Annotated in this window: 23 protein-coding genes and 1 tRNA gene; 16 read left to right on the plus strand and 8 right to left on the minus strand. The window is 67.5% G+C overall.

The genetic code is table 11. The features are described from left to right. Position 1: 1 nt before the first annotated feature. Entirely contained in the window at positions 2-955 is a 954-nt protein-coding gene (locus ACTHM3_RS03720) for an ATP-binding cassette domain-containing protein (protein WP_440404741.1), read from the plus strand. Beyond that, positions 952-1,830 (plus strand): ABC transporter permease, encoded by an 879-nt coding sequence (locus tag ACTHM3_RS03725; RefSeq protein ID WP_440404742.1) that lies wholly within the window; start codon positions 952-954, stop codon positions 1,828-1,830. Before ACTHM3_RS03720 ends, ACTHM3_RS03725 begins: the two co-directional genes overlap by 4 nt. Here ACTHM3_RS03725 and ACTHM3_RS03730 read toward each other — a convergent pair. After that, positions 1,787-3,928, minus strand: a complete 2,142-nt coding sequence (locus ACTHM3_RS03730; protein WP_440404743.1) for an MMPL family transporter — start codon at positions 3,926-3,928, stop codon at positions 1,787-1,789. The genes ACTHM3_RS03725 and ACTHM3_RS03730 overlap by 44 nt on opposite strands. A gap of 37 nt (positions 3,929-3,965) precedes the next feature. Between ACTHM3_RS03730 and ACTHM3_RS03735 the strand changes: the two genes are divergently transcribed. Both ACTHM3_RS03735 and ACTHM3_RS03740 read left to right on the plus strand, forming a co-directional pair. Then, positions 3,966-4,478: a MarR family winged helix-turn-helix transcriptional regulator gene (locus ACTHM3_RS03735; protein WP_440404744.1), complete on the plus strand. Its 513-nt coding sequence runs from the start codon at positions 3,966-3,968 to the stop codon at positions 4,476-4,478. A gap of 12 nt (positions 4,479-4,490) precedes the next feature. Beyond that, positions 4,491-4,564: transfer RNA gene (locus ACTHM3_RS03740), tRNA-Leu, on the plus strand. On the opposite strand, the gene ACTHM3_RS03745 is transcribed toward ACTHM3_RS03740, so the two are convergent. Together ACTHM3_RS03745 and ACTHM3_RS03750 are read right to left on the minus strand one after the other, a co-directional pair. Next, positions 4,524-5,777, minus strand: coding sequence for a tyrosine-type recombinase/integrase (locus tag ACTHM3_RS03745; protein ID WP_440404787.1), 1,254 nt, complete (start codon positions 5,775-5,777; stop codon positions 4,524-4,526). The two genes, ACTHM3_RS03740 and ACTHM3_RS03745, sit on opposite strands and share 41 nt — an antisense overlap. Before the next feature lie 80 nt (positions 5,778-5,857). Then, positions 5,858-6,688, minus strand: a complete 831-nt coding sequence (locus ACTHM3_RS03750; RefSeq protein ID WP_440404745.1) for a hypothetical protein — start codon at positions 6,686-6,688, stop codon at positions 5,858-5,860. 330 nt (positions 6,689-7,018) lie between these two features. On the opposite strand from ACTHM3_RS03750, the gene ACTHM3_RS03755 reads away from it, so the two are divergent. Both ACTHM3_RS03755 and ACTHM3_RS03760 read left to right on the plus strand, forming a co-directional pair. Beyond that, a complete protein-coding gene (locus tag ACTHM3_RS03755) occupies positions 7,019-8,554 on the plus strand; it encodes a DUF4041 domain-containing protein (RefSeq protein ID WP_440404746.1) in 1,536 nt (511 codons plus the stop codon). Then, on the plus strand, positions 8,551-11,166 hold the full coding sequence (locus ACTHM3_RS03760) for an AAA family ATPase (protein ID WP_440404747.1): 2,616 nt from the start codon (positions 8,551-8,553) through the stop codon (positions 11,164-11,166). Before ACTHM3_RS03755 ends, ACTHM3_RS03760 begins: the two co-directional genes overlap by 4 nt. A 52-nt stretch (positions 11,167-11,218) precedes the next feature. Here ACTHM3_RS03760 and ACTHM3_RS03765 read toward each other — a convergent pair whose 3' ends face one another. Further along, on the minus strand, positions 11,219-11,425 hold the full coding sequence (locus ACTHM3_RS03765; protein WP_440404748.1) for a hypothetical protein: 207 nt from the start codon (positions 11,423-11,425) through the stop codon (positions 11,219-11,221). A 74-nt stretch (positions 11,426-11,499) separates the two neighbouring features. On the opposite strand from ACTHM3_RS03765, the gene ACTHM3_RS03770 reads away from it, so the two are divergent. Both ACTHM3_RS03770 and ACTHM3_RS03775 read left to right on the plus strand, forming a co-directional pair. Beyond that, positions 11,500-11,871: a ribbon-helix-helix domain-containing protein gene (locus ACTHM3_RS03770; protein WP_440404749.1), complete on the plus strand. Its 372-nt coding sequence runs from the start codon at positions 11,500-11,502 to the stop codon at positions 11,869-11,871. Then, the gene (locus tag ACTHM3_RS03775) at positions 11,871-12,110 is read left to right on the plus strand and encodes a toxin (RefSeq protein WP_440404750.1); all 240 of its coding nucleotides are present in this window, start codon (positions 11,871-11,873) and stop codon (positions 12,108-12,110) included. The genes ACTHM3_RS03770 and ACTHM3_RS03775 overlap by 1 nt, the downstream gene beginning before the upstream one ends. Positions 12,111-12,139: 29 nt before the next feature. Here ACTHM3_RS03775 and ACTHM3_RS03780 read toward each other — a convergent pair whose 3' ends face one another. Beyond that, positions 12,140-12,712 (minus strand): helix-turn-helix domain-containing protein, encoded by a 573-nt coding sequence (locus tag ACTHM3_RS03780; protein WP_440404751.1) that lies wholly within the window; start codon positions 12,710-12,712, stop codon positions 12,140-12,142. A gap of 388 nt (positions 12,713-13,100) precedes the next feature. On the opposite strand from ACTHM3_RS03780, the gene ACTHM3_RS03785 reads away from it, so the two are divergent. The 8 genes from ACTHM3_RS03785 (at position 13,101) to ACTHM3_RS03820 (ending at position 22,130) form a co-directional block, all read left to right on the plus strand. Further along, the gene (locus ACTHM3_RS03785; RefSeq protein WP_440404752.1) at positions 13,101-13,760 is read left to right on the plus strand and encodes a hypothetical protein; all 660 of its coding nucleotides are present in this window, start codon (positions 13,101-13,103) and stop codon (positions 13,758-13,760) included. Then, positions 13,753-16,575 carry a hypothetical protein gene (locus ACTHM3_RS03790; RefSeq protein ID WP_440404753.1) on the plus strand — a complete coding sequence of 941 codons (2,823 nt, stop codon included), beginning with the start codon at positions 13,753-13,755 and terminating at the stop codon, positions 16,573-16,575. The genes ACTHM3_RS03785 and ACTHM3_RS03790 overlap by 8 nt, the downstream gene beginning before the upstream one ends. A gap of 1,037 nt (positions 16,576-17,612) precedes the next feature. Further along, positions 17,613-17,873: a hypothetical protein gene (locus ACTHM3_RS03795; protein WP_440404754.1), complete on the plus strand. Its 261-nt coding sequence runs from the start codon at positions 17,613-17,615 to the stop codon at positions 17,871-17,873. After that, entirely contained in the window at positions 17,870-18,820 is a 951-nt protein-coding gene (locus ACTHM3_RS03800) for an FAD:protein FMN transferase (protein ID WP_440404755.1), read from the plus strand. The genes ACTHM3_RS03795 and ACTHM3_RS03800 overlap by 4 nt, the downstream gene beginning before the upstream one ends. Next, positions 18,817-19,374 (plus strand): ferric reductase-like transmembrane domain-containing protein, encoded by a 558-nt coding sequence (locus tag ACTHM3_RS03805; protein ID WP_440404756.1) that lies wholly within the window; start codon positions 18,817-18,819, stop codon positions 19,372-19,374. Before ACTHM3_RS03800 ends, ACTHM3_RS03805 begins: the two co-directional genes overlap by 4 nt. Beyond that, positions 19,371-20,597 carry an NADH-ubiquinone oxidoreductase-F iron-sulfur binding region domain-containing protein gene (locus ACTHM3_RS03810; RefSeq protein WP_440404757.1) on the plus strand — a complete coding sequence of 409 codons (1,227 nt, stop codon included), beginning with the start codon at positions 19,371-19,373 and terminating at the stop codon, positions 20,595-20,597. Before ACTHM3_RS03805 ends, ACTHM3_RS03810 begins: the two co-directional genes overlap by 4 nt. Positions 20,598-20,630: 33 nt before the next feature. Beyond that, positions 20,631-20,855, plus strand: a complete 225-nt coding sequence (locus tag ACTHM3_RS03815) for a ferredoxin (RefSeq protein WP_440404758.1) — start codon at positions 20,631-20,633, stop codon at positions 20,853-20,855. A 105-nt stretch (positions 20,856-20,960) separates the two neighbouring features. Further along, the gene (locus tag ACTHM3_RS03820; RefSeq protein WP_440404759.1) at positions 20,961-22,130 is read left to right on the plus strand and encodes a permease; all 1,170 of its coding nucleotides are present in this window, start codon (positions 20,961-20,963) and stop codon (positions 22,128-22,130) included. A gap of 7 nt (positions 22,131-22,137) precedes the next feature. Here ACTHM3_RS03820 and ACTHM3_RS03825 read toward each other — a convergent pair whose 3' ends face one another. From ACTHM3_RS03825 to ACTHM3_RS03835, 3 genes are read right to left on the minus strand one after another with little or no spacing between them, the layout of a single operon-like run. Continuing rightward, on the minus strand, positions 22,138-23,769 hold the full coding sequence (locus ACTHM3_RS03825) for a GMC family oxidoreductase (protein ID WP_440404760.1): 1,632 nt from the start codon (positions 23,767-23,769) through the stop codon (positions 22,138-22,140). After that, the gene (locus ACTHM3_RS03830; RefSeq protein WP_440404761.1) at positions 23,766-24,416 is read right to left on the minus strand and encodes a gluconate 2-dehydrogenase subunit 3 family protein; all 651 of its coding nucleotides are present in this window, start codon (positions 24,414-24,416) and stop codon (positions 23,766-23,768) included. Before ACTHM3_RS03830 ends, ACTHM3_RS03825 begins: the two co-directional genes overlap by 4 nt. Further along, positions 24,413-24,880 (minus strand): hypothetical protein, encoded by a 468-nt coding sequence (locus ACTHM3_RS03835; RefSeq protein ID WP_440404762.1) that lies wholly within the window; start codon positions 24,878-24,880, stop codon positions 24,413-24,415. The genes ACTHM3_RS03830 and ACTHM3_RS03835 overlap by 4 nt, the downstream gene beginning before the upstream one ends. Positions 24,881-24,935 lie beyond the last annotated feature (55 nt).

Genomic DNA, 24,935 nt, shown 5'->3' on the forward strand with positions numbered 1-24,935 from the left:
CATGGGGGAGGAGCCGGCCCCGCCTCCCGCGATCGTCGTGCGCGCGCTGACCAAGCGCTTCGGGCACCTGGTCGCCGTCGACGGGATCTCCTTCTCGGTGCCGCGCGGGACGGTCTTCGCCTTCGTGGGCACCAACGGCGCCGGCAAGTCGACGACGATCTCCTGCCTCACCACGCTGCTGGGGCCGGACGACGGCGACATCGCCGTGCTCGGTCACGATGCGCGGGCCGAGCCCGAGCCCGTGCGCGCCGGGGTGGGCGTCGTGTTCCAGGAGTCGATCCTCGACCCGCTCCTGACGGTGCGCGAGAACCTCCGCGTCCGCGGCGCCCTGTACGGCGCCGACGCCGACGTGGTCCGGCGCCGGATCGACGAGGTGGCCGCCCTGATCGGCGTGGCCGACGTGCTCGGTCGACGCTACGGCCGGATGTCGGGCGGTCAGCGGCGGCGGGTCGACATCGCCCGCGCGCTGCTCGCCTCCCCGTCGATCGTCTTCCTCGACGAGCCGACGGCCGGTCTGGATCCCGCGGGCCGGGCGCTCGTGTGGGCGACGATCCGCTCGCTCCGCGAGCACCGCGGGCTCACCGTCTTCCTCACGACGCACTACATGGAGGAGACGGAGGAGGCGGACCGCGTCTGCGTGATCGATCACGGCCGGATCGTGGCCGAGGGCAGCCCCGAGGAGCTGCGCGCCGCGCACAGCCGCAGCGTGCTCCGGATCTCGGTGCGCGACCCGGCCGCGCTCGCGGCGGCGGCGGCGTCCGAGGGGTGCCGCGTCGACGGCGACGCCCCCGCCGACGTGGTGGTGCCCGACGCCGGGTGCGCCCGCCGCATCCTGGCGCGCCTCGGTGACGGCGTCCTCGACTTCGAGTTCCGGCACGGGACGATGAACGACGTCTTCCTGGCGGTCACCGACTCGGCGCCGGAACCCGCCGAGCCGGCCGAGGTGGCGGGATGAGCGTCGTCCTCGTCATCCTCGGCCGCAATCTGCGGATCTACTTCCGTGACCGGCTGAACGTGTTCTTCTCGCTGCTGGGCGCGCTCGTGCTGTTCCTGCTCTACATGCTGTTCCTGCGTCAGCTGCAGATCGACAGCCTGACCTCCCAGTTCCCCGGCTCGTCGCGCGGTCGGATCGCCGCCTTCGTGGACTGCTGGATGTTCGCGGGCGTCGTCGGCGTCACGACCGTCACGACGGGGCTCGGCGGGTTCAGCACCTTCGTCGACGACGCGTCGACCTCGCGCTTCCGCGATTTCATGGTGTCGCCCGTCCGTCGCGGGCAGCTCGTGCTCGGCTACCTCTCGTCGAGCGCGGCGGTGGCGATCGCGCTGAGCTCGATCGTGCTGGCGCTGAGCTTCGGCTATCTGCTCGTCGTCGACCAGCTGGTGCTGCCGGTCGGCGACCTGGCGGCCGTGGTCGGCGTGATGGCGCTCAGCTGCCTGGGCTTCGCCGCCCTGTCGGCGCTGGCGGTCTCGTTCGTGCACACACCGGGGGCGTTCGCGGCGCTCTCGACGATCGCCGGCACGACCCTGGGGTTCCTCGCGGGGTCGTACGTGCCGATCGGGCTGTTCCCGAGCGGGGTGCAGAGCGTCATCAACGCGCTGCCGTTCGGGCAGGCCGCGTCGTTGCTGCGGCGTGCGTTCGCGCAGAGCGCCCTCGACGGGCTGACCGGCGGCCGCGCGGAGGCCGAGACCCACTTGGCGTCGATCTTCGGGCTTTCCGCCGCCGTGGGCGACTGGCAGGTGCCGACCGGCTACATTGTGGGGGTGCTCGCCGTGATGGCGGTGGGGTTCACCGTGCTGGCCGGTCTGCGGATGCGTCGTCGGGTGCGGTGACCGCCGCCGGCGTCGGCGGCAGCGGCAGCGTCTCGGCGGCCGCGTGCCGCCCGTGCTCCTCCGGCAGGCGCCCCGGCCACCAGAACCGGTCGCCGAGTTTCACCACGAGCGCCGGGACGAGGATTGTTCGGACGACGAGTGTGTCGAGCAGCACCCCGAGGCAGACGATCGTGCCGACCTGCGCGAGCGCGACGACCGGCAGCACGCCGAGCACCACGAAGACCGCGGCGAGCAGGATCCCGGCGCTCGTGATCACCGCGCCTGTGCTGCCGAGCGCGGCCACGATCGCGTCGCGCGTCGAGCGGGTGCGCCGCTCCTCCCGGGCGCGGGAAGTCAGGAAGATGTTGTAGTCGACGCCGAGGGCGACGAGGAACAGGAACCCGAACAGCAGCACGCTCGTGTCGAACGCGGGGAATCCGAGCACGTTCTGGAACAGCCAGTTCGACGCGCCGACGCTGGCGGCGAAGGTCGCGAGCACGGTCGCGATGAGCACGATCGGCGCGACGAGCGACCGCAGCAGCACCGCCAGGAACGCGAAGACGACGGCGATGATGAGCGGCAGGATCAGCATCTGGTCGCCGTGCGAGACGTCGGCGACGTCGAGCGCGGTGGCGTCCGTGCCGCCCACGAGGGTGCGGGCGACCGCGCCGCCCTCGTCCGCGAGCTGCGATCGGAGCTCGCGGATCGTCGCGTAGGCCCCGTCGCTCTGCGGCGCGGAGGTGAGGGTCACGTCGAGCTCCTGGCGCCCGTCCCAGCTCGGGCCGCGCGTCACCGACTGCACGCCCGAGGCGTCGCCGACGAGTGTCTCGACCCGGTCGGCGGCCGAGGTCGGGGCGAGGACGGTCGTCGAGGCCGTGAGCCCGGCCGGGAACGCGTCGTCGACGACCCGCTGCGCCTGCACCGACTCCGGGTTGCCGACGAACTGGTCGATCTGCGCGAGGCCGACCCGCGCGCCGACCAGACCGACGCTCAACACACCGAGCAGGACGACCGCGCCGGCCGCGATCCGGAGGGGCCGGCGCGCGACGCCCTCGCCGATCCGTCCCCAGACCGAGCGGTGGGTGGCGTCGGCATCCGCCCGCGGCACGAACGGCCAGAAGACGCCGCGACCGCAGAGCACGAGGGCCGCGGGCAGCACGAGCAGCCCGAAGATCAGGGCGACGACGATGCCGATCGCGCACGCGAAGCCGAGCGCCTGCGTGCCCTGCAGCCGGCCGAGCAGCAGGAGCAGGAGCGCGACGGTGACCGTGCCGCCGCTCGCGAGCACGGCGGGCCCGGCGTGGGTCATGGCGCGGCGCATCGCCACGAAGCGGTTCTGCTCGCGCAGGAGCTCCTCGCGATACCGCGACACGATGAGGAGGGCGTAGTTCGTCCCGGCGCCGAACACGAGCACCGACTGGATGCCCGACACGGACGCGTCGACGGTGACGTTCGCGAGGTCCGCGAGCACGCTCACCAGCTGGCGGGCGACGCCGTCGGCCGCGCCCACGACGACGAGCGGCACGATCCAGAGGATCGGGCTGCGGTAGGTGACGATGAGCAGCACCGCGACGACGAGGGCCGTGACCAGCAGGAGGCGGACATCCGCTCCGGCGAACGCGCCCGTGATGTCGGCCTGGAACCCGACCGGCCCCGTGAGCCGGGCCTGGACGCCGGAGGGCAGCCCGTCGCGCGCGGCGGAACGGAGCCGGTCGGCGACGGCGCCCGCGTCGTTCTTGACCTTGTCGGCCGAGACCGGCACGGTGACGAGCGCCGCGCGCCCGTCGTCGGCGAATCGCGGGCGCACCGCCTGTGGCACGGTCGACTCCTTCGCGAGGCGGCTCGCGGAGGCGGCGACCGCCGAGCGGTCGGAGTCGCTGAGCTTCTGATCGCCGTGGGTGTAGACGAGGATGCCGACCGTGGTCCCGGCCTGCGGCGACGACTCGAGGAGCTTCGACACCTTCGCCGACTCGGCGGAGGCCGGCAGCCCGGACGTCGGCGCGGGGGAGGAGGACGGCGTCGGCAGCAGCGCGAACACCGCTCCGATCGCGAGGAACGCCACCACGAGAGAGAGGATCGCGGTGAGGCGGCGCGAGGCGGTCCAGCCGAAGAAGCCCATGTCATCCCATCCGTTCAGTTGCTAAAGTATTTATATCGTGAAACGTAAGCCTGCTGACAAGTCTGGGGATCAGCCGAGCGAATCGCGGCTGCCCCGGCACGTCGACCAGCTGCGCGAGATCGCCGCGCTGTCGCAGCGCGTGCAGCACGGTCTGGCGCGCGAGCTCGCCGTCAACGGCACGGCGCTCGACGCGATGGAGGTGCTGAGCCGGGAGGGTCCCATGACGCACGGCGCGCTCGCGGAGCGACTCCGAGTCACGCCGGGTGCCGTCACGGGCCTCATCAACAGGCTGGAGGCAACCGGTCACGCGCACCGCGAGAACCGCACCGACCGCCGCACGCTCTGGGTCGTCCCGTCGCCCGCATCGCTGGATCGCGCGCGCGACCTGATGACACCGCTGTCGGCCGAGCTGCGCCGCCGCACCGCCGACTACACCCCCGAGGAGCTCGCCCTCGTCGAGCGCTTCCTCGACGACGTGGCGGCCGCCTATCGCCTCGGCGCCGAGTCGTTGGAGCCCGAAGGCGCCGACCGCGACGCCTCCGCGGGATAGGTTGCCGTCAGCGCCCCCGTAGCCCAACCGGCAGAGGCAGCCGACTTAAAATCGGCACAGTCTGGGTTCGAATCCCAGCGGGGGCACGCTCGTGCCCGGATCATTTTCCCCGGTCAGAGTCACATTAGGGCTGGGCTCCGGGGCCCCAGAATGCCCCAGCCCCCACAAAAACCCCACAGATTCTGAGCGCGCCTTGTCCAGCGCGACCGTCACGGCGTCCAGATCCTCGTCGAACAGATCGGCGTAGACGTCGAGCGTCATCGCCGCCGACGCGTGCCCGAGCATGCGCTGCACGGCCTTCACGTTGGCGCCGGCGGAGATCGCCAGGCTCGCCGCGGTGTGGCGCAGGTCGTGGATCGTGGGGGAGGGGAAGGTCGAGTCGACGGCCCGCGCCTTCGCGATCGCGGAGCGGTACCAGCCGCCGTGCGCGGTCGGCTGATTCAGGTAGGCCTTGCCGTTGCCGAACAGCAGGTCCTCACGCGTTCGTCCCTCGCACTGCTTCGCGATCTCCATCACCAGGAACTTCGGGAACAGCACGACGCGGCTGCGGTGCGACTTCGGGGTGCCCACGATGATCTTCGCGTTCACCCGCACCGCGTTCTCGACCACCTCGACACGGCGCCGGAACATGTCCAGGTCCTGCACCCGCAACGCGATCGCCTCACCCCAGCGCAGGCCGGTGTAGCAGAGGAACCGCACGAGGGTTGCGTGCTGCCCGCAGTTCGAGGCGAGCAGCTCTACCTGTGCATGGCTGAGATAGATGTGGCGCTTGCCGGTCTTACGCGGCAGGTTCACGCCGCGCGCCGGGTTCGAGCTGATGCGCCGATCCTTGACCGCGACGTCGAGGATCCCGGCGAGCACGCCGGCGCAGCGGATGACGCTCGAGGCGCCGAGCGGACGCGGGATCGATCGGGTGGTCGGGGCGGTACCGGCGCGCAGCTCGCCGATCCAAGTCTGCACATCGCTGTGCCGGATGCGGCTGATCGGCGTCTGCCCCCATCGGGGCTCGACATAGACGCGCCACGCGCCCTCGAGCGCCGCCGCCGAGGAGGGCTTCAGATGCGCTTGGGCATCGAGCCAGGTCGGGCCCAGCCGACCGACGGTGACCCGAGACGCGGCCGGCTCGATGTAGTCGCCGCGGGTCATGTCGACCGTGACGGAGGCCAGGAACTCGGTCGCGCTGCCGGGACCGTTCTTCGTGCGGAAGCCGGCCTTCTCCCGCGAGCGGTGCTCCGGGTCGCGGTATCGCACCCGATACCGACGCCCACCCGATGTCTCGTACGGCTCAATGCTTCCCATGACGCGTACCCCCTTGGCCACAAGCTAGCCGCGACGTCCGATAGGCCGATCTCAGACCCAGAGGGTGTGTCAGCGACCCCCTACGCGCTACGGAATGGACGCGTGAAGGCCTTCGCGATCCAGTTCCGTCGCCGGATGGTGAACGCGTCGATTGAGGCCGCGAGGAAAACCCACCCCGCGAAAATCGAACCAGGCGCGGGAACAGAGTTTTCAGCGAGATCGGTTAGGAGATCGATTTCGAAGCCGAGACACGAGATCCTGCTAACGGCGAAGGGCCGGCCGGTCAGGCTGTTGTGACGCACCTCCGAGACGCGGACAAATCCGTTGAGTCGCGCATCAGCGGTCGCGGCCTCGGGTTCACCAAAAACGGCCAGCGACATGAACGATTCCGTTGCCATCCGGTAGGGCCACCGAATGCCGCGTTCGATGACGTGCGGTGGAGGTGGCTGATCAGGATCCGCACTCGGATCGACCAGGCTCGCCGGCGACTCGTCGAAGTCCTTCTCGGAGGCAAAGAACTGCGCCGACGGGGCGAATCCGGAGACCGAGGCGAGGCCAGACCATCGGTTCCGTCGGCGTAGGGCTCGGCGCTGCTCCAGCTCGAACGCGATCGATGTGGTCTGTTCTCCATCAGAGTCCACTACCGTCGCGGCGACGACATCCGCGTTCAGGGGGCGGCAATTCGAAAGTCGAATGCCGGGATCGCCTGCGAATGACGGAAGAAGATCCTCCAACTCGTCGCCGCGAAATCCCATGATCACTCGTGCTCCGCTGGAGTCTTCCCAACGGAAGACGTCGACTCCTTCGACATGTCCCATGGGATGAGCTAGCGACTTCATCTGCCGAACCGTGCTGAGCAGTTCCTGCTCATCCCCGATGGGAAGACCGATGCAGGAGAAGTTCGACGCCACGGTTGATTCAACCCCATGGAGGCGGCTCGACGGGCTGGACTGCCTTGGCCGAGGCTCCGAAGGCTGTCGTTGGGGTTGTCGTTCGGAACGACAAGGCAAACGACACTTTCAGCGTCGTTTCGCCCGTCATTCCGCGGTTCCCTCGCTGCGCTCGCGTCCCAACCCCTCACACTCATCTCACGATGACTGAGAGGGGTTGGGACGTAAAGGAACCGCGGAATGACGGGCGAAGGTATCAAGGCAACAAGCCTGGAGCCGAGACTCAAAGTGGGGCTTTCTCAATGAGGGAGAAGCTGGCTAACCTCGCTGGGACCCGAGGAGATTCCGACGATGGCCGAAAGCGCAACCGTTCCCGCAGGCTGGTACCCCGACTACACCGGTCGGCATGAGCAGCGGTATTGGGATGGTTCTCGGTGGACTGAGCACGTGTTCTCCCGAGGCCAGCAAAGCGTCGACGTGATCGCTTCGACGACCCCTCAGGCGTCGGCGTCTGCAGAGGCGATGCAGGCGCAAGCAGCGCCCGCTCAAGCAGCGCCTTCTGGACACGCGGCCCCGGTGCAAGAGCCGGTCGCTGTCACCGCTGGACCACAGCGTCAGCCGGACGAAAAGGTTCCGTTCTTCGGGGCGCGTCGTGCAGCCCAGGAGGCGATGCACGAGAATCAACGCCTTCAAGAACTCATTGATCGCTACGGCCTCAAGGATGTAGCTGAGCTTGAGAGCATCTTGTCCGGTCTGAACTCGCAAATCGGTTCCGCGCGGCAAGCTCTCGCCAACGAACAGCAGGCGGCGCATGCCGTCGCACAGGAGCGTGCCGCGGTTCAGGGGCAGATCATCGACCTGCGAAACGCGGTCGAGATGCAGGAGTTCGGGCTCTACGACTTCGAGAATCCGGCCGAATCGTCGGTTTCTCTCGGGACCGAGCTTGAAGGTCTTCGTGCCGAGATCAAGCAGGCCGTACAGCGCGGTCAGGCAACGAGCGCGACAGCCAACTTCACCTTCAACAACAGCGTCGCGAAGGGACAGAAATTCGTCCGCGACATGTCCAAGTTGATGCTGCGCGCTTACAACGCCGAAGCGGAGAACTGCATCAAGACGGTTCGAGCCGGGAACCTGGCTGCCGCTCAGAAGCGCCTCGGTACGGCAGTCGACCAGATCGCTCGTCTCGGCACGATGATCGATCTGCGCGTGACTCCCTACTTCCATGGGCTCAGGCTGCGCGAGCTGGAGCTGGCAAGCCGACACCTGCAGGCGCTGCAGGTCGAGAAGGAAATGGAGCGAGCACGCCGCGAGGAGCTTCGCCAGCAGCGGCTTGCGGAGCAGGAACTCGCGAAGGAGAAAGATCGGCTCGAGAAGGAGCGCTCCCACTACCAAACGGTGCTGTCGACACTTGAGTCGAATGGCGACGCCCAAGGCGCCGAGCGGATGCGGCAGAAGCTGGCCGACGTCGAGCGGGCAATCGCTGACGTCGACTATCGGGCTGCGAACATCCGGGCCGGCTACGTGTACGTGATCAGCAATATCGGATCGTTCGGACCGGATGTCGTGAAGATCGGGATGACCCGCAGACTCGAGCCGATGGACCGCGTGAACGAGCTCGGTGACGCGTCCGTGCCGTTCCGTTTCGACGTGCACGCCCTCTTCTTCGCCGACGATGCGGTGGCCGTAGAGACCGCCTTGCATCAGCGTTTCTCCGGTCAGCGGATCAACCGAGTCAACCTGCGCCGCGAGTACTTCCGCACAACGCCAGCCGCCGTCTTGGAGGCGCTGAAAGAGGACAAAGTCGAAGTGCTTGAATTCACCATCGAGCCGTCGGCGCCGGAGTATCGATCCAGCGTTGCTCAGGCTGTGGCCGGAGGTGCATCATGACCACGGCCCCCAACTGGGCAAAGTTCTGGGCAGTGGACTTGCACGTTCACACACCGGGCTCGAACGACGCCGCGGAGGCCGACTTCGGTTCAGCCGACGACATCGTTGCGACCTCGATCGGCCAAGGCCTTTCCGCGATCGCGGTGACTGATCACAACACCGCGGCTTGGGTCGATCAGATGAACGCTGCCGCAAAGGCAAGCGACCTCGTGGTGCTCCCCGGCTTCGAACTGAGCACGCCCGATGGCCATCTCCTTGGCATCTGGGAAGAAGGCACTCCTGGCCACGTCCTTGAGGACGCATTGATCTCCATCGGCATCAAGCGCGAGCAGTTCGGCAGCCTCGATGTCGTCGCCCGAGGAATGTCCGATTGTGCCGCCGAGATTGCCAGGGCCGGCGGCCTCGCGATTGCCGCGCATATTGACAAGGAGAAGGGTCTCCTCGCGCTGCCCGTCCAGGTGCACGTCAATCAGCTGCTGGCCGATTCTGGCATCATCGCGTTTGAGTACGTGAAAGGCGAGACGCCGGCGAAGGTGGCCGCAAAACTCGACGGAGCTCGAGAGCCCGCGCTCGTGCAGAGCTCCGACGCATACGACGCATCACTCAGCCGTCACTCCTCGTCCGGTATCGGCATTCGCCGCACATGGATCAAGGCAGCCCGCCCGGACCTAATCGGTCTTCGGTACGCACTCGATGACCCCAAATTGCGCGTGAGGCTCGAAGACCCGTCTTTGCTTTCCCCGCACCCGACGATCGACTCGGTACATCTCAGCGGGGGTTTTCTGCCGGGGGAGACCGTCGCGCTCAGCCCTGATCTGAACTGTTTCTTAGGCGGCACGGGCGCCGGCAAGTCTCTCGTGCTCGAGGCGACGCGATTTGCATTGGACCAGCAGGTCGATGGCGACGTGTTCGAGGCGATTCGGGACGAAGTAGATCGTCGGCTAGCGTATGCGCTCGGGGACGGCACTGAGGTTCAAGTCGACGTCACCGCTGGTGGCGAGCGCTATCGAATCAGCCGGGTCTTCGACACGCGTGGCTCGGAGTCATCTGTCCAGCAAGACGTCAACGGCTACTGGGTCGCGATCAACGCCGATCCCCAGGACATCATGTCCCTTGCCCCGTTCTCCCAAGGCGAGATCCTCGAGTATGCTCGCCAACCTGTTGGTCGGGTCGGCCTCGTTGATGCGCACCTCGACTTGCGAGAAGTTGAAGCTCGCATATCTGATGCCGAGGACGCGCTCGACTCCAATGCGGATCTGCTGATTGCAGCACGAGATCGGGTTTCCAAGCTCACCGAGCAGGCGGCAAAGGAATCCGCCCTCGCAGACCGCGAACGCGAGCTGTCGGCTTTGTTCGACCCCAAGCTCGTTGAGGAACAGGGCCTCTGGACTGGTGAGCGTGGGGCGCTCCAGACGCTTGAGGACCAGATCGAGGGCCTCGCCCTTCCTTCTGCGACCATTCCGACCTCGGTGACCGAGAAGCTTGATGCGCACAAGAAGCATTTCGACCGAATCGCGAAAGCGCAGGCCGCGCTCGTAGTCTCCGTTGCGGATGCGAAGAAGCTCGTCGAGGACAGCGTCGAGGAATTGCGCAAGGAGGTCGCTGCAGTTCGCCTTGAGCTTGACGCCGAGTTCAAGACCTTTCAGGCGAAGCTCGATGAGACGCTCGAGAAGTCGGGGAACGCCTCGCTCACAAGTCTGCGGAGGTCCCTACAGAAGCTTCAGACGGACCTTGCTGCCGCGAAGGTCGCCGCCAAGGACCTGAGAGACGTTGCTCAGCCCGAACTGGATCGGCTTCTCGGCGAGCGGGAAGACTTCCTCGCTCTGCTGAAGAAGGGGCGCGACGATCGCCGGGATGCGCGTCGCGCGCGCGTCAGGGAGCTGAACTCGAAGACCGCGGGGTTTGTGAAGATCGACATCCCGAAAGACGGAGATCGCTCGGCTTATCGGACGGCGCTCGACACGCTCAAAGTCGGCTCTCGCCTTCAGGACCAGGTACTGGCGCTCATCGCAGAGCACGTGCACCCGTTCGCCCTCGCTCGGGCGCTGTGGTCCGGCGACTTCTCGACTATCGGGAAGCTTCCGACGGGTCTCACTGTCGCCGACCTCTCGAAGCTCCACGCGAACGTGGCTGATCGTGAGCTCTGGAAGTTCCTTCTCGAGACGCAGCGCATCGACATCCCCGACGTTCTCGACGTCAAGTTTAAGAAGCCCGAGGGCAACGCCTACGTGCCGATTGAAAACCTCTCGCACGGGCAGAAGTGCACCGCGGTGCTGATCATCCTGCTGGCCGACGGCGAGACTCCGGTGCTTATCGATCAGCCGGAAGATGCGTTGCACGCACCCTGGATTGAGGACTATCTCGTCGACCGACTTCGCGATCTGCGCGGCACGAGGCAATACATCTTCGCCACTCGAAGCGCAGGGCTTGTCGTCAGTGCCGACGCCGAACAGCTGATCACGATGCGCGCAACCGCCGACAAGGGCGAGGTCGAAGCGAGCGGCTCGCTCGAACGTCACGACTTGAATGCCCTGGCTCTCCACCACCTTGAGGGCGGCAGAATTCCGTTCGGGCGTCGCGCGCGGAAGCTGCGAAGCTCAATCTCGGACTGAGCGAGCGCCGAAGTTCGCATGCCTTTGGCTACGACGTGGTGATTCGCGCGGGCTAGGACGGGCCGTGTGTATGGATGAAGACCTTGAGTACATAGGCGCCGAGACGAACGATTCCCTTTCGGCCGGCCGCGATGATCAGTACGACCAGCAGTGGACCGAACCACCAGATGGTCTGTACGTCGGTGACGATCGCGTTCGAGAGCAGCACAAGGCCCTCCCATCGGCCTTGCCAGAGCAGGTGCGACCAGTCGATGTTCATTCAGGTCTCCTTCGACCATCAGAGTAGAACGGGCCGCCGACAATGCCTCGCCTTTTCGCCGCTAGCGTCGGATCATGTGGTTCGACAGCGACTCGCGGCCCGATCAGCCGTCGGATGACGAGACTGTTTGGCGTTACCGGACCGTGCGTCTCGCTCCGTTCGCAATTTCGTATTACGATATTGGCGTGGCTAAGGAGAAGATTGACGGCGTCCCGGTGACCGACGCCCTGATCGATTCGTGGTCGAAGGAAGCGGAAGCCGGCTATTCGGTCGAGCGTCTGCGCAAGCGCGGACGTAAGCCCGTAGGTGATGGCCCCGCCGAGGTCGTGCCGGTGCGGATGGACAAGTCGCTACTCGACGCGCTCACCGCCCGTGCCGAGCGGGATCATGTGAGTCGATCGGAGGCCATCCGAGCCGCGGTTCGCGACTGGGTCGACGTCGCGTAGTGGATGTTCATCCTTCAGCGCTCAAGCATGGGATCGCCGAATCTGACATTCGCACGGCGGCGCTGAATCCCGCCTACATCGCGGACCTAGATGACGACAGTCCTGCCCGGCAGTTCCGTCTTGGGTTCGATCAAGCGGGTCGAGTCCTGGAGCTGGTCGTCCTGACCTTCGACAGCGGCAACCAGTTGGTGATTCACGCGATGAAGGCTCGTTCCGACTACCTGGACCTGCTCGACTGAGCCTCCGTGCGCTCCGCGGGTCGTCCTCGCTAGACGCTTGCGAGAGTGTCGCCGGCGATCAAGACCCGGCGTCGACGGAACTCATCGGGGATATCGGCAGGGTCCACCGACCGCACGTAAGGGGAGTCGGCGAGCACCGTCTCGTCATCGAGTGCGGGCGCATCCGACGCCCACTCGGGCACCGGTCCGTTTACCTCGTGGAGTCGAAGCTCGGCGAGAGAGGCCAGCGCGGCATCGAAGACTTCGCTTCCCGTGGGCTCGGGCGGGAACGCAGCGAGCACTACCCGGTTGACCGCGTTCTCGGCCGCGAGCGCATCACCAAATGCCAGCCAAGCGCGGAAGGCCTGTCGGGAGTCGCCCGACCGCAGGGCCTTGCGGATCTCAGTGCTGGTCTCGAGGGCACTCACGCGAGTCGTCGGCGCGACGACCAGGCGAGCATCGGACGCGCGGAGGATCCGGTCGAGCTTGTCGGCGCGCGGAGTGCGCCGTCCGTTTTCGATGCTCGACAGGTTCGGGACCGCCTCGCCCGATCGCTTGGCGACCACGGACTGCGGGAGGCGTCGGGCACGTCGGACGGCGCCAGCAGCATCCAAGATGGTCATGTCGCCTCCTTATCGCTTTCGATAAGTTAACACTACGTCGCCGTAGTGCGGCTATTCGCTCACCCCTTCGCCGGGCGCGAATAGGTAAGCGAAGCGAATCTGGCGATTCGCGCCTGTGCTGCCGGCCGCCTCTCCCTGCGGTCGCGTCCCAACCTCACACACCCACCGCGGGTGTCTGTATGAGGTTGGGACGTGCAGGTGGCCGGCAGCACAGGCGGGAACATTGGACGCCCCCGGCGAGACTTTTCACTATTGACCTACCCTCTAGAGTTGACATGCCCTCGGCAGGTCCGGCAGGTCCGGCAGGTCCGGCTGGTTCGGACACGCATTGCCCATGCGAGCACCCCTCCGACGTCAACTTCCGTAGCTAGCGAAAGGCACCTCAGCAATGAACGCTGAGGAGAAGTACTTCACACCGCGCAGGCGGCGCCTTCATGCTGCGCTTCTCGAGCGCAGTACGGAGGTCGCCGGCCTCTACCGGGGTGCTGTACGCGAACTGTCTCGGACCGTCGCACCGGGAGAGGTGCCGTCGCACATCAATCTCGTCTGCCACTCGATGCGCGAGTTCATGGGCGGGTTGCCAGGCGTCTTCTCGGCCGAGATCCGCAAGCGAGATGGCGATTCCGACAGACTGCTTCGCCGGTTGCCCACCCTGGCCGCGAAGTATCCGGACATGAATCTCGAGCTGGATCAGACCGACGTTCCGGTCCCGCGTGACCTCGCCCGGCACCTGAACAAGCTCCTTCTCGCTCAGCGTGAAATTGAAGGAAGGACCAGAGCGAACGCCCGCCTGCTCCTCACCGGGAACGCCGATCTTCACTCGAAGGGCGTGTCTTTGTGGCTAGACGTTTGGGGCTACTTTCAGTCTCATACGCACTGGGATCGCGGATCGAGAACGAGGCCGTTGCCGTCCGACGACAAGCTCGACGACAAGATCGCACTTGTCGACGAATTAATGGAGCCTCGCGTGCGACCCTTCATCGAGGGTCGCCCCGCGCTCGATGAGTTTCTGCGCAGAATCAATGGGGAGGGGTCTCAACGTGACTGACTATCCCGTTCCATCACAAGCTGATGTCGATCAGGCGATCCGTCTGATCCCATCGCCCCAGCTCCGTCGGGTCTTCTTCGATGGGCTCGCGAATCCGAACTGGATCAAACCACTCTTCGACGCTGGCCAGTTTGGTAGTCCACCGGAGCCAGTCCAGGACGAGAAGGGCTACATCCGGGAGGAACCGTGGCCGGAGGTCGACTACCTCGTCCGGATGGCGCCGTTCGTACCCGACGCGGTGATCGATGTCTTCCTGAGCCTTGAAGGCAGTCGGAACTCTTGGGTCCGGCGGTCCGCGATATTCGTGGGGGCGAGTCTCGACCCGGACAAGGCTGTCCGGCTGAAGCCGATCCTCGAAGCATGGGAGAGCGGTTTCGGTTTCCGAACCGATCCGCGAGACCTAGCGAACCTCACCCGGAATCTTCTGGGTGGTCCGAAGCCCAGGATCGGGCTACGACTTGCGCGGGTCCTCTTCGGGCCGACTGAAGGCAATGACAAGCCGCGCACCGCGTTGGACGAGTACTGGTACGAGGAAGAACTTCCGGGAATCGTAGAGGCGCTCGGGGACCGGGCGCTAAAGCAGGTTCTGCACTGGCTCGAGGACTGGGAGCGACTCTCTGGCCATCTGGAGCACGACCGCGGCTACACCGCCGTGTTCCGACCCTCCATCGAAACAAGTACACGAGCTCACGCCGGCATCGAGGACGCACTTATAGATGCCGTCCGCGACGCTGCCGTGAGAGCGATGCAAGCCTCGCCTGCCTCCGCGGTGCAGGTTCTTCAAGCGAGCCCGCTCTCGCTCGCAAAGCGAATCATGCTCTACGCCATCGCTCGCGCACTTGCCTCGAGAGCGGTCGATCCGGTCGAACTGATCGATATGTCCATCGGTGCGCTTGATGACCCGCTCTTCGCCGACTCTCATTTCCGCCTGGAGATCGCTGACTACTTCCGCGCCGTCGCTGACGTCGCGCCCGATCGCCTCACTGCCCTTGCTGGATATCTCGATCGCGGGCCTCTCGGAGGTCGGGAGGTGCTGATCGAACGACTCCGACGGGAGGGCGATTCGGATCAGGAAGCTGTGACGCGGGCCGACGAGTACACCGCCCGATGGAGACACCGCCTCCTAGCAACCATCGGCGGAGATCATTTGTCCGAACCGTTCAAAGCAGAGCTCGAGGAGCTCGACGCGCGCGATGGCGCTATCGAGGATGCCGCGAAACCGGATTTCCAGATGACGTCATGGGTAGGGCCCGAGAGCCCTGTCACTGTCGACGACCTCGCGGCGATGCCGCCGTCAGATCTGGCGACCTACCTAGAGACCTGGCATCCCGAGCCCGGGTCTTGGCACGGCCCGAGTCACGGCGGACAAGGGCGCTTGCTGACCACACTTCTTACGACGTCACCTCGTGCGCTCCAAGGTCAGGATGACCTCCTGGATCGGCTGCGCCCGACCTATATCAACGCCATCTTGCGTGGGTGGGAGGCTGCGATCAGAGGCGATGTCGATCCCGACTGGGCTCAACTCATCGCCGTAGTTCGGAGCGTGCTCACTCACATCGATGCATCGAACTTCGAGCCTGAAGGAGACGACTTCGACGATGACCGTGACTATTCGCGAGCGCGCCACGCAGCGGTCGCTCTCGTTGAAGAAGCCCTCACGACTCGCGAGACAAGACGAGTGCCAAAGGAAGTCGTCGACGACCTCGGTCGAGTCCTTCTCGCCAACGTGGTGGACGACCGATTTTGGGACGAGTACGTTTCATCGAAGCCGGGCGACGGCTGGGATCCCCTGAACCTCTCGATCAACGCTGCATGGCCGATACAGGCCAAGGCCCTAATCATGCTCGCGGGATCGACCAAACGTTCGGAGATGCGGACCGAAGCTCTTGCCGCTCTCGACCACGAGCTCGCGCGCGACGATCCATGGGACGCGTTGGCCGCAGTGATCGGCGAGAGTTTGCCGCGGCTCTACCTGGCCGACGAGGGTTGGCTTCGCGAGCGCGTCGACCGGTTGTTCGGCACCGCGGAGGCGATTTCCCGACCGCAGCAGATCGCGCTATCGACCGCGCTTGCGACCCAGTACATTCACTCGGTCACGCTTGGACTGATCCGAGGTGCCGTGCTCGCGGCGATGAAGCTCGACGAGCCAATGGCAGTCGGATGGAATGGTCTTCGGCCGCCCGATCAGCTAATCGGCGAGTGGATCATCACAACCCACATCCGCGGTCAGCTCGAGTTGGATGATCCCCTGATGAACTCCTTCTTCGTGGACGAACCCGCCAATGTTCGAGGGGAAGCGATTGGACACATCGCGTGGGAGTTTATGCAGGCGGATGTGGTCGACGACCAGATGAGGGCAAGACTCGAGAGTCTCTGGGATAGCCGAGTGGTCCATGTACGAGAGCACCCAGAAGACGGGGCAGAGCTCAAGGACTTCTACTGGTTTGTCCGCAGTCGAAAGTTCGATCCAGCGTGGTGGCTGCCTCGACTCATTGAGGCAGCCACGCTGGACCCCGAGTTGATGACTCACGGGATGATCGGCGAGGATCTCGCCACGGCCGCACGGGAGTACCCATCCGAAGTCCTCGACGCCGTAGTGGCGTTGACAGCTCGCTCCGGCGACGTAGCGGAGCCAACCATGTACGACCTCATGAGAACTGCCGTTCCGACGGCCATCGCGTGGTCCATCGAACGTGGCGACGACGCGCTGAAGGCCGACGCTCGCCGATTCATGAACACACTTGCCGAGCGCGGCTACATCAACATCGTGCAGAGCGTCGAGGGTGTGGACACGAGCCAGCCGGTCGAGGAGTAGTTGGCTAGTCTCGCCAGCGTGGCGACGGCCGCGGGTTAAGAAGCGGGTAGAGAGGTCTGGAAGCCCGACTGTTCGCAGTGTCCGCCGCGCATGGGGCGCGAAGTGCGCGCGGTAGGCCGCTGACCTGTCTCCGAACAGGTGAGGGCAGGCACCGACTGTCTCGCCGACACGGGGATCGGGCGGGAAGGATCGTGCCAAAGCCCCCACAAAAACCCCACAACTCAACGTCATCCGACGTGATCGAGGAGGGTCCTACGTGATCCAAAATCGCCGAGATTCCGGGTATTTTGGCCAGCTTGCCCGTGCCCTCAGGGGTCGATCTCGGGTTCGAATCCCAGCGGGGGCACGAGCCGGCTCCGTGCGCAACATGTGAGAATCCTCGTCGACACTCCGGGTGATGCCGGTGATGACGCCGAACACGGCTCGGCAGAATCACCCAATGACGTCCGATTCCGTTCCCTCGCCCGTCGCGGCTCCGAGGTCGGAGAAGCGTTCGTGACCGTCGCGCGACGGGGGCGGAGGGTCTCCACCACGGTCAGCTTGCTGGCGGCGACCGCGGCGGCGACCGCGGTTGCCGTAGGGTCGCCGATCCTGATGCAGTCCACAGAGGCGGCACAGGCCGCCGCTCGCGGACGAAGCGCATGGCCGACCGCCACCCCGGCGGCGACGCCCGACGTCGTCCCGGCGCCCGCAGCAACGTCCGCGCCCACGTCCCTGCCCACGCCTACGCCCACGCCCACCACGGCGCCCACAAGGCGGGCGGCTCCCGTCGCCCCCGCTCCCGTCGCCCCCGCTCCCGTCGCGCCCGCCCCGGTGGCGCCCGCTCCTGTCGCGCCCGCCCCGGTGGCGCCGGCGCCCGTCGCCCCCGCGCCGCCGTCGGTCCGATCGTCAGGATCGTGACGTCGAGCCCCCGGATGTGAAGCCTCTCGTCTCGACAATCCCTCCGCACAGGCCGCGTTATGCCCGATCAGAGGCTTCGACGAGGAGGCTCGGACACTCTCGGGAGCACGCATTCCCTCGATCGACCGGAGGAGACCATGAGCATCCGAGAGAACGGACACCGGATCGCCAGGACCGTGACCGCCGCGGTCGGCGGTGCGAGCCTCCTCACCGCGGCCATCGGGGGCGCCGCCATCGCCGGCGGCTCCTCGACGACCGGGTCGGCCTCGTCGAGCTCCTCCACCACCGATCCGAGCAGTCAGCAGCCCGCGCAGCAGGATCCCCTGCAGCAGGCGGGCCCGTCGGCGGTCCAGCCCGGGATCGGTGGCTTCGGCTCGGTCCGCTCCTCGGGATCGTGAGCCAGGTCGACCGCTTCCGACGCGACTGGACGGTCTGGACGTGCGACGCGTCCCTGGTCGTGACGGATGCCGAGTGTCTCGAGCCCGCATGGGCGATCGTCCGCGCGACGCTCGACGAGGTCGGCCGGGCCTGCGACCGGTTCGACCCGACATCAGAGCTCTCGCTGCTCGGGACGGAGCCCGCCCCGCGCACCCTCGTCAGCGGAGTCCTCGCCGATCTGGTCGATCGAGCGCTGCAGGCGGCGGAGCTGACGGACGGGGCCGTGGACCCGACTCTCGGCCGCGAGATCGTCGATCTGGGGTACACCCACGAGCTCGTCCTGGCCACGAGGGCGGCTGACGGGCTGCCCCGTCAGATCGGACGCGTATCGCGCGAATCCGCCTGGCGGCGCATCAAGGTCGCGGATGGGTGTCTCACCGTTCCCCCGGGAGCCCAGCTCGACCTGGGCGCGACCGCCAAGGCTGTGGCCGTCGACCGGAGCGTCTCCCGCATCGCGACGGAGCTGTCCTGCGGCGTCCTCGTCGCCGTCGGCGGCGATCTGGCCACGGCCGGGCCGGCCCCGGCGGCGGGATGGCGGATCGTCGTCCGCGATCTCGATGACGACCCGGGTCAGGATGTCGCGCTCGCCGAAGGATGGGCGATGGCGACCTCGAGCACGCAGAAGCGTCGGTGGGCCTCGGGCGGGTACGCCCGCCATCACATCCTCGATCCGCGTTCGGGGCTGCCGGCTGATCCGGTCTGGAGGACCGTCAGCGTCGCCGCGCCCTCCTGCCTGGTCGCCAACGCCCTGTCGACCGGAGCCGTCGTCACGGGCGCGGGAGCGGTCGGGTGGCTGCGCGATCGCGGCGCCGTCGCGCGACTGGTCGACGCGCACGGGGAGGTCGTCGTCCTCGGCGGATGGCCGGAGCCTCAGGCACCTCGTCCGGCGGTCGAGGTGCCGAGGTGAGCGAGGCGCTCTGGGCGTTCGGTCGAGTGAGCGGCGTCGTCGCCCTCGCCCTGCTGACGGCGAGTCTCGTGCTGGGGATCCTGACGCGATCGGGGCGGCCCCTGCCCGGGCTGCCGCGATTCGCCATCTCGCTGATCCACCGCAACGTCGCCCTGCTCGGGACGGTCTTCCTCGTCCTGCACGTGGGGTCGCTGCTCCTCGACTCCTACGCCAAGCTCCATCTGACCGACGTGCTGGTCCCGTTCCTCGGATCGTTCAAGCCCTTCTGGCAGGGTCTGGGCACGACCGCACTCGATCTCCTGATCGCCGTGGTGGTGACCGCACTGTTCCGCCGCCGGATCGGGGTGCGCGCCTTCAAGGCGTTCCACTGGCTCACCTATGCGATGTGGCCGATCGCGTTGGCGCACGCCATCGGCAACGGCACCAACGGGACCAGTGCCTGGTTCCTGGTGTTCGCCGCGGTGAACGTCGTCGTCATCGCGGTCGCGGTGATGTGGCGCCTCTCCGCGCGGTACACCGAGTCGTCGCGAGCGCGAGAAGGGGCTGCGCGGTGAGCGGCATCGATTCGCGCCTCATGCCGGCGGGGACTGCGGTGTGGCCGAACCGGCTGCTCGCTGCCGGCCGGAACGCCGACCTCTCCGCGCACCTGGCGGCGTACGGTGCCCTCGATGTCCCCGCCGCCCGACGAGTGCTCATCGACGAGCTGCAGCGCTCGGGGCTGACCGGTCGCGGAGGAGCTGCGTTCCCCACCGCCGCGAAGCTGAGCGCGGTGGCGGCGCAGAGCAGGACCCGCGGTCGTGTCGTCATCGCGAACGGAGCCGAGGGCGAGCCGCGCAGCGTGAAGGACGCCCGGCTGCTCGCGGACGCGCCGCATCTCGTGCTCGACGGCCTTCTCGCCGTCGCGGCCGCCGTCGGAGCGGAGCGCACGGTCGTCCACGCGAGCGGGCGCTCCCTCGCCGCCGTGCGTGCGGCGGTCCGCGAGCGCCGGGAAGCGCGTCGGGTGGAGCTCGTGGAATCGGCGGACGCCTTCGTCTCCGGCGAGGCCGGGGCCGTGGTCAGCGCGGTGGGAGGCGGCCGACCGATCCCGGTCGACCGGATCGCCCGGCTCACCGAATCCGGTCTCCGGGGCCGACCGACCCTCGTGCAGAACGTCGAGACGCTGGCCCACGTTGGCCTGATCGCGCGCTACGGCTCGCGCTGGTTCCGCGAAGTCGGGACGACGGACGACCCGGGGAGCCGGCTCGTGACAATCTCCGGTGACGTGCTCCGCGAGGGTGTGCTCGAGGTGCGCGGAGGCGCGCCGCTTGCCGAGATCCTCGACGCCGCCGGCTGGCGGGGCAGGCCCGGGGCCGTGCTGGTCGGCGGGTATCACGGGGCCTGGGTGACCTCGGCGCATCTCGGGCATCCTCTGTCGAGATCGGGGCTGGAGCGGTTCGGCGCCCAGCCGGGCGCCGGGGTGCTGTACGCGATCTCCGATCGGGTCTGCGGACTGCACGCGACCGCCGAGATCGTGGGCTACCTGGCCGCGGAATCCGCCGGACAGTGCGGGCCATGCCGATTCGGGCTGCCCGATGTCGCGCGCCTGTTCGGGGACCTGGCCCGAGGTGTGCGCGACCCCTCGCTCCCACACCGGATCGCCTCCGCGGCGGATGCGGTCGTCGGGCGCGGCGCCTGCCACCACCCCGACGGGACGGCGCGTCTGATCCGCAGCGCCCTCGCAGCGTTCGCCGACGACGTGAACGCCCACCCGACCGGTTACTGCACGCGAGCGGTGTGACAGATGGCGCATGGGACCCGGCATCGAATCGAGATGCACATCGACTGGACGCGATGCGACGGACGCGGCCTGTGCACCGAGCTCCTCCCGGAAGTGCTGGGCAGGGATGCCTGGGGCTATCCGATGGCGCGTCGGTCGGACCCGGCGGGGCGGAGCGATCCGGTCATCCCCGGCGAGCTCGTGGAGACCGCTGCCGACGCCGTCGCGCTGTGTCCGCTCCAGGCGCTCCAGCTGCACCGCCGGGAGGTGCCTCGCTGAGACCCGGCCCCCTGAGAGGCGGGTTCGAGATCGTCCCGCCCTGAGCTCCGGTGGCCGAGGCGCCCGTACGATCGCGCTGCGGGCCGGACGAGGAGGGGAGCACCAGTGGACGTCCTGGGAGCGATCGGACGGGCGCTGGCGGCATCCGGCAACATGGCGTGGCAGATCCTCTGGCCGCTGATCTTCGGGTTCACCCTGTCCTCGGTGATCCAGGCGGTCGTGCGCAGATCACGTGTGACGAAATGGATGGCGGGCGCATCGGCGAAGAGCATTGCGATCGCGAGCGGCCTGGGCGCCGCCTCCTCCTCGTGCAGCTACGCCGCGGTCGCTCTGGCCCGATCGCTGTTCCGCAAGGGAGCCAGCATGGTCTCGGCCATGGCGTTCGAGATCGCTTCGACCAACCTCGTCGTCGAGCTCGGCATCATCCTGGCGCTCAGCCTCGGGTGGCAGTTCACGCTCGCCGAGTTCATCGCCGGGCCGATCATGATCGTGATCGTCGCCGTGCTGTTCCGGCTGTGGATGCGGGGTCGCATCCTCGACGCGGCGCGCGAGCAGGCGGAGCGCGGGCGCGCCGGGTCCATGGAGGGGCACGCCGCAATGGACATGTCGGTCCAGCGCGACGGGTCGTTCCTCTCCCGGCTGCTCTCGCGCGACGGGCTCACCGCCACCTCGCAGTACTTCGTCATGGACTGGGCGGCGGTGCTGCGCGACATCGTCATCGGGTTGCTGATCGCGGGCGCCTTCTCGGCGTGGGTGCCCAAGGAGTGGCTGCAGACCGTGTTCCTCGCGAAGGATCCCACGCTCTCGTTCCTGCTGGGTCCGCTCGTCGGTCCGCTGATCGCGATGATCAGCTTCGTCTGCTCGGTCGGCAACGTCCCGCTCGCCGCCGTGCTGTGGAACGGCGGCATCAGCTTCGGCGGCGTGATGAGCTTCATCTTCGCCGACCTGATCATCATCCCGATTCTGCTGATCTACCGCCGCTACTACGGCACCCGGGCCGCGCTGGTGATCGCGGGCACGTTCTACCTCGCCATGGCCGCCGCCGGGTATCTGATCGAGCTCATCTTCACGCCGCTCGGACTCGTGCCGCACGAGCGCCGGGCGGCGATCGTCGAGGCCACCATCAGCTGGAACTACACGACGTTCCTCGACATCGGCATGCTCCTCGTCGCCGCCTTCCTCGTGATCTGGTTCTTCCGTACCGGGGGAGGGCCCATGCTGCGCATGATGGGCGGCGAACCGGAACGCGCCTCGCACGACGTCGAGACCCCGTGAGCCGTCGTCACACCTCGGGCGGAGACTGAGCCAACCGGTCGGCGATGCGGGCCGCGAGGGACATGATCGTGAGCGCCGGGTTGGCGCTGCCCTGGGTCGGCAGGATGCTGCCGTCCGCGACGACGAGGTTGGGGACGGCGAAGCTGCGGCCATCGCGATCGACCACGCCGTCCGACTCGTTCGACGCCATCCGCGCTCCGCCGACGAGGTGCGCGTAGCGCTGGACGGTGATCACCTCGTCGGCACCGGCGGCTCGCAGGATCGTCTCCATGACGTCCTGAGCCGCCTCGGCGAGCGAGCGGTCGTTGCCGCACTGGCTGTAGGAGAAGTGCGCCACGGGCATGCCGTGCCGGTCGCGCTGCTCCGCGAGGGTGACGCGATTGTCGGCCTGCGGCAGGAACTCGCACAACGCCCCAAGGCACGCCCAGTGCACGTAGTCCGCCATGTACTCGCGTAGGTCGGCTCCCCAATGTCCCTGGGCCATGACGTGCTCCGCCCACGTGATCGGGAGCGGTGAGACGGTCTGGATCGAGAAGCCCCGCTTGTAGGGCTTCGACGGGTCGGTCTCGTAGAACTGCTCCGTGCTGACCTCGGGCGGAGGTCCTTTGAACATCCGCACCTCGCTGTCGAACCGTCCCGCGGTCTGCGGCGCGCCCTGCACCATCAGATACCGGCCGACCTGGTCGTGGTCGTTGGCGAGTCCGTTCGGGAACCGCCCGGAGGTGGAGTTCAACAGCAGTCGCGGCGTCTCGATGGAGTAGCCGGCGACGACCACGATCCGCGCACGCTGGAAGTGCTCCCGGCCGCCTCGAACGTAGTGGACCCCGGTCACACGATTGCGGGCCTCGTCGTAGCCGATTCGGGTGACCATGGAGTCCGCGCGGATCTCGGCACCGTGCGCGAGAGCGTCTGGCAGATGGGTGATCAGCGGCGACGCCTTCGCGTTCACCTTGCAGCCCTGCAGGCAGAAGCCGCGGTAGATGCAGTGGGGGCGATGGCCGAAGCGCCCGTTGCTGATCGCGACGGGGCCCACCCGCGCCTCGATCCCCGCCGCGTCCGCACCGCGCAGGAACAGCTCTCCGTTGGCCGACACGGGGTGCGGGCGGTGCGGATACCCGTGGGGATCGCCCCACGGCCACGCATCCCCGGCGACGGGCAGCTCCGCCTCGATCTGCTCGTAATACGAGCGGAGGTCGGCGTACTCGATCGGCCAATCGGCTCCGACTCCGTCGTCCGACCGGGTGCGGAAGTCGCTCGGGTGGAACCGCGGGGTGTAGCCCGCGTAGTGCACCATCGACCCGCCGACGCCGCGCCCGGAATTGTTGGACCCGAGCGGCACCGGGTCGCTGCCGCCGATCTCGCGCGGCTCCGTCCAGTACAGCTGGTGAGAGCCCGCTTCGTCGCTGACCCAGTCGCGCTCCGGATCCCAGAACGGTCCTGCGTCCAGGGCGGCGACGCGCCACCCGCGGCGGGCCAGACGCTGGAGGACGGTGGAGCCGCCGGCGCCGGCGCCCACGATGACGGCGTCGATCTCGTCGTCGTCGTCGAACGTGCGCATGTCGACGCGCTGACGGTCGTCGAGGGCGCCGCGCGGAGTGAGCAGCCAGGCGGACTCGTTGCGTTCGCGGACCGAGCTCACCGCGTCCGCCCGGCGGGGTCGTCGTGGGGGCGTGAGTCGCGGACCTCGAACGGCTCACGGCGGTCGACCCCGAGATTCTTGTAGCCGCGCGGGTATGCCGGACCCGAGAATCCGATCTCGTTCCAGGCTTCGGGGTGGGAGTAGAAGGCCGTGGCGGCGTAGCGGGTCCAGAGACTCCAGACATACCGCGCGGGCATCCCGTGCCAGCGATCGTCGGCGGACTGAACCCGCGCGATCAGATCGTGACGCTGCTTCTCGGACGCCGACGAGAAGTCGTCGGAGCCAGCCTCGCGAGCGTCCGCGTCCAGGGCGGCGAGCGTGTCGCGCCACGCCTGGTCGTCTACCGGCATCGAGTCGTAGTGCCACCCGTCCGTCTGCGTCTCGGCCAGGCGTCCGTCGATGATTCGGATTACGTCGGGCAGAGGTTCGCCCGGGCGATCGCGCAGATCCAGGAGGTCGGCGAGGAGCGCACGCGCCGCGGCCTCCTCCGCGGGGGTGAAGAACCGCATCGGAGGCGGTTCGACCGTCCGCGCCACCACGACCGCGCGCGTCACGTCATCCCAGTGACGGCTCTGGTCCATCACGTCGAACCCGGGGAAGCGGGAGACGCGCTCGGCGGCGCCGTCCGGAAGCCCTGAGGCGCTCATCGCTCGCGCCTCAGCACGGCTGCCAGCAACCCCATCCCGCCGACGAGCGTCACCAGCAGCGGCGCCATCAGGGGTGGCCCCATCTCCATGTTGTAGCGGAAGTTCTTCCAGCCCCCGGGCTTCTGCCCGATTCCGCGGGCGTGAAGGACCGTGCCCTGCAGCCCGTTGGCGACGATGACCGCCGACGCGGCGGGCAGCACCGTCTTCGCGGCGCTTCTACTGCGGTACCCGGCGACCGCGGCGACGGCGCCGACCGGTCCGACGACGATCGGCGCCCACATCCAACGGTTCCCGAAGCTGGCCTTGTCATGCTCGAAGAAGATCTCCGCCGTGGTCACGACGGCTCCCACGGCGGTCAGGCCGGCGAGCAGGCGTTCGAAGCGGCCGCGGCGGACGTTGCGGACTTCGCGCAGAGGGTGCCGGACCGTCCGGATCAGGAAGGGCTGGCGGGAGCGGCGCGTCATCCCTCCATCGTGTGCGCAGACGCAACCTGTGCAATGCTGCACGAACTGCGTTCAG

It is taken from the genome of Pseudolysinimonas sp., from assembly GCF_051954455.1.
In the GTDB taxonomy this organism is placed as follows: domain Bacteria; phylum Actinomycetota; class Actinomycetes; order Actinomycetales; family Microbacteriaceae; genus Pseudolysinimonas.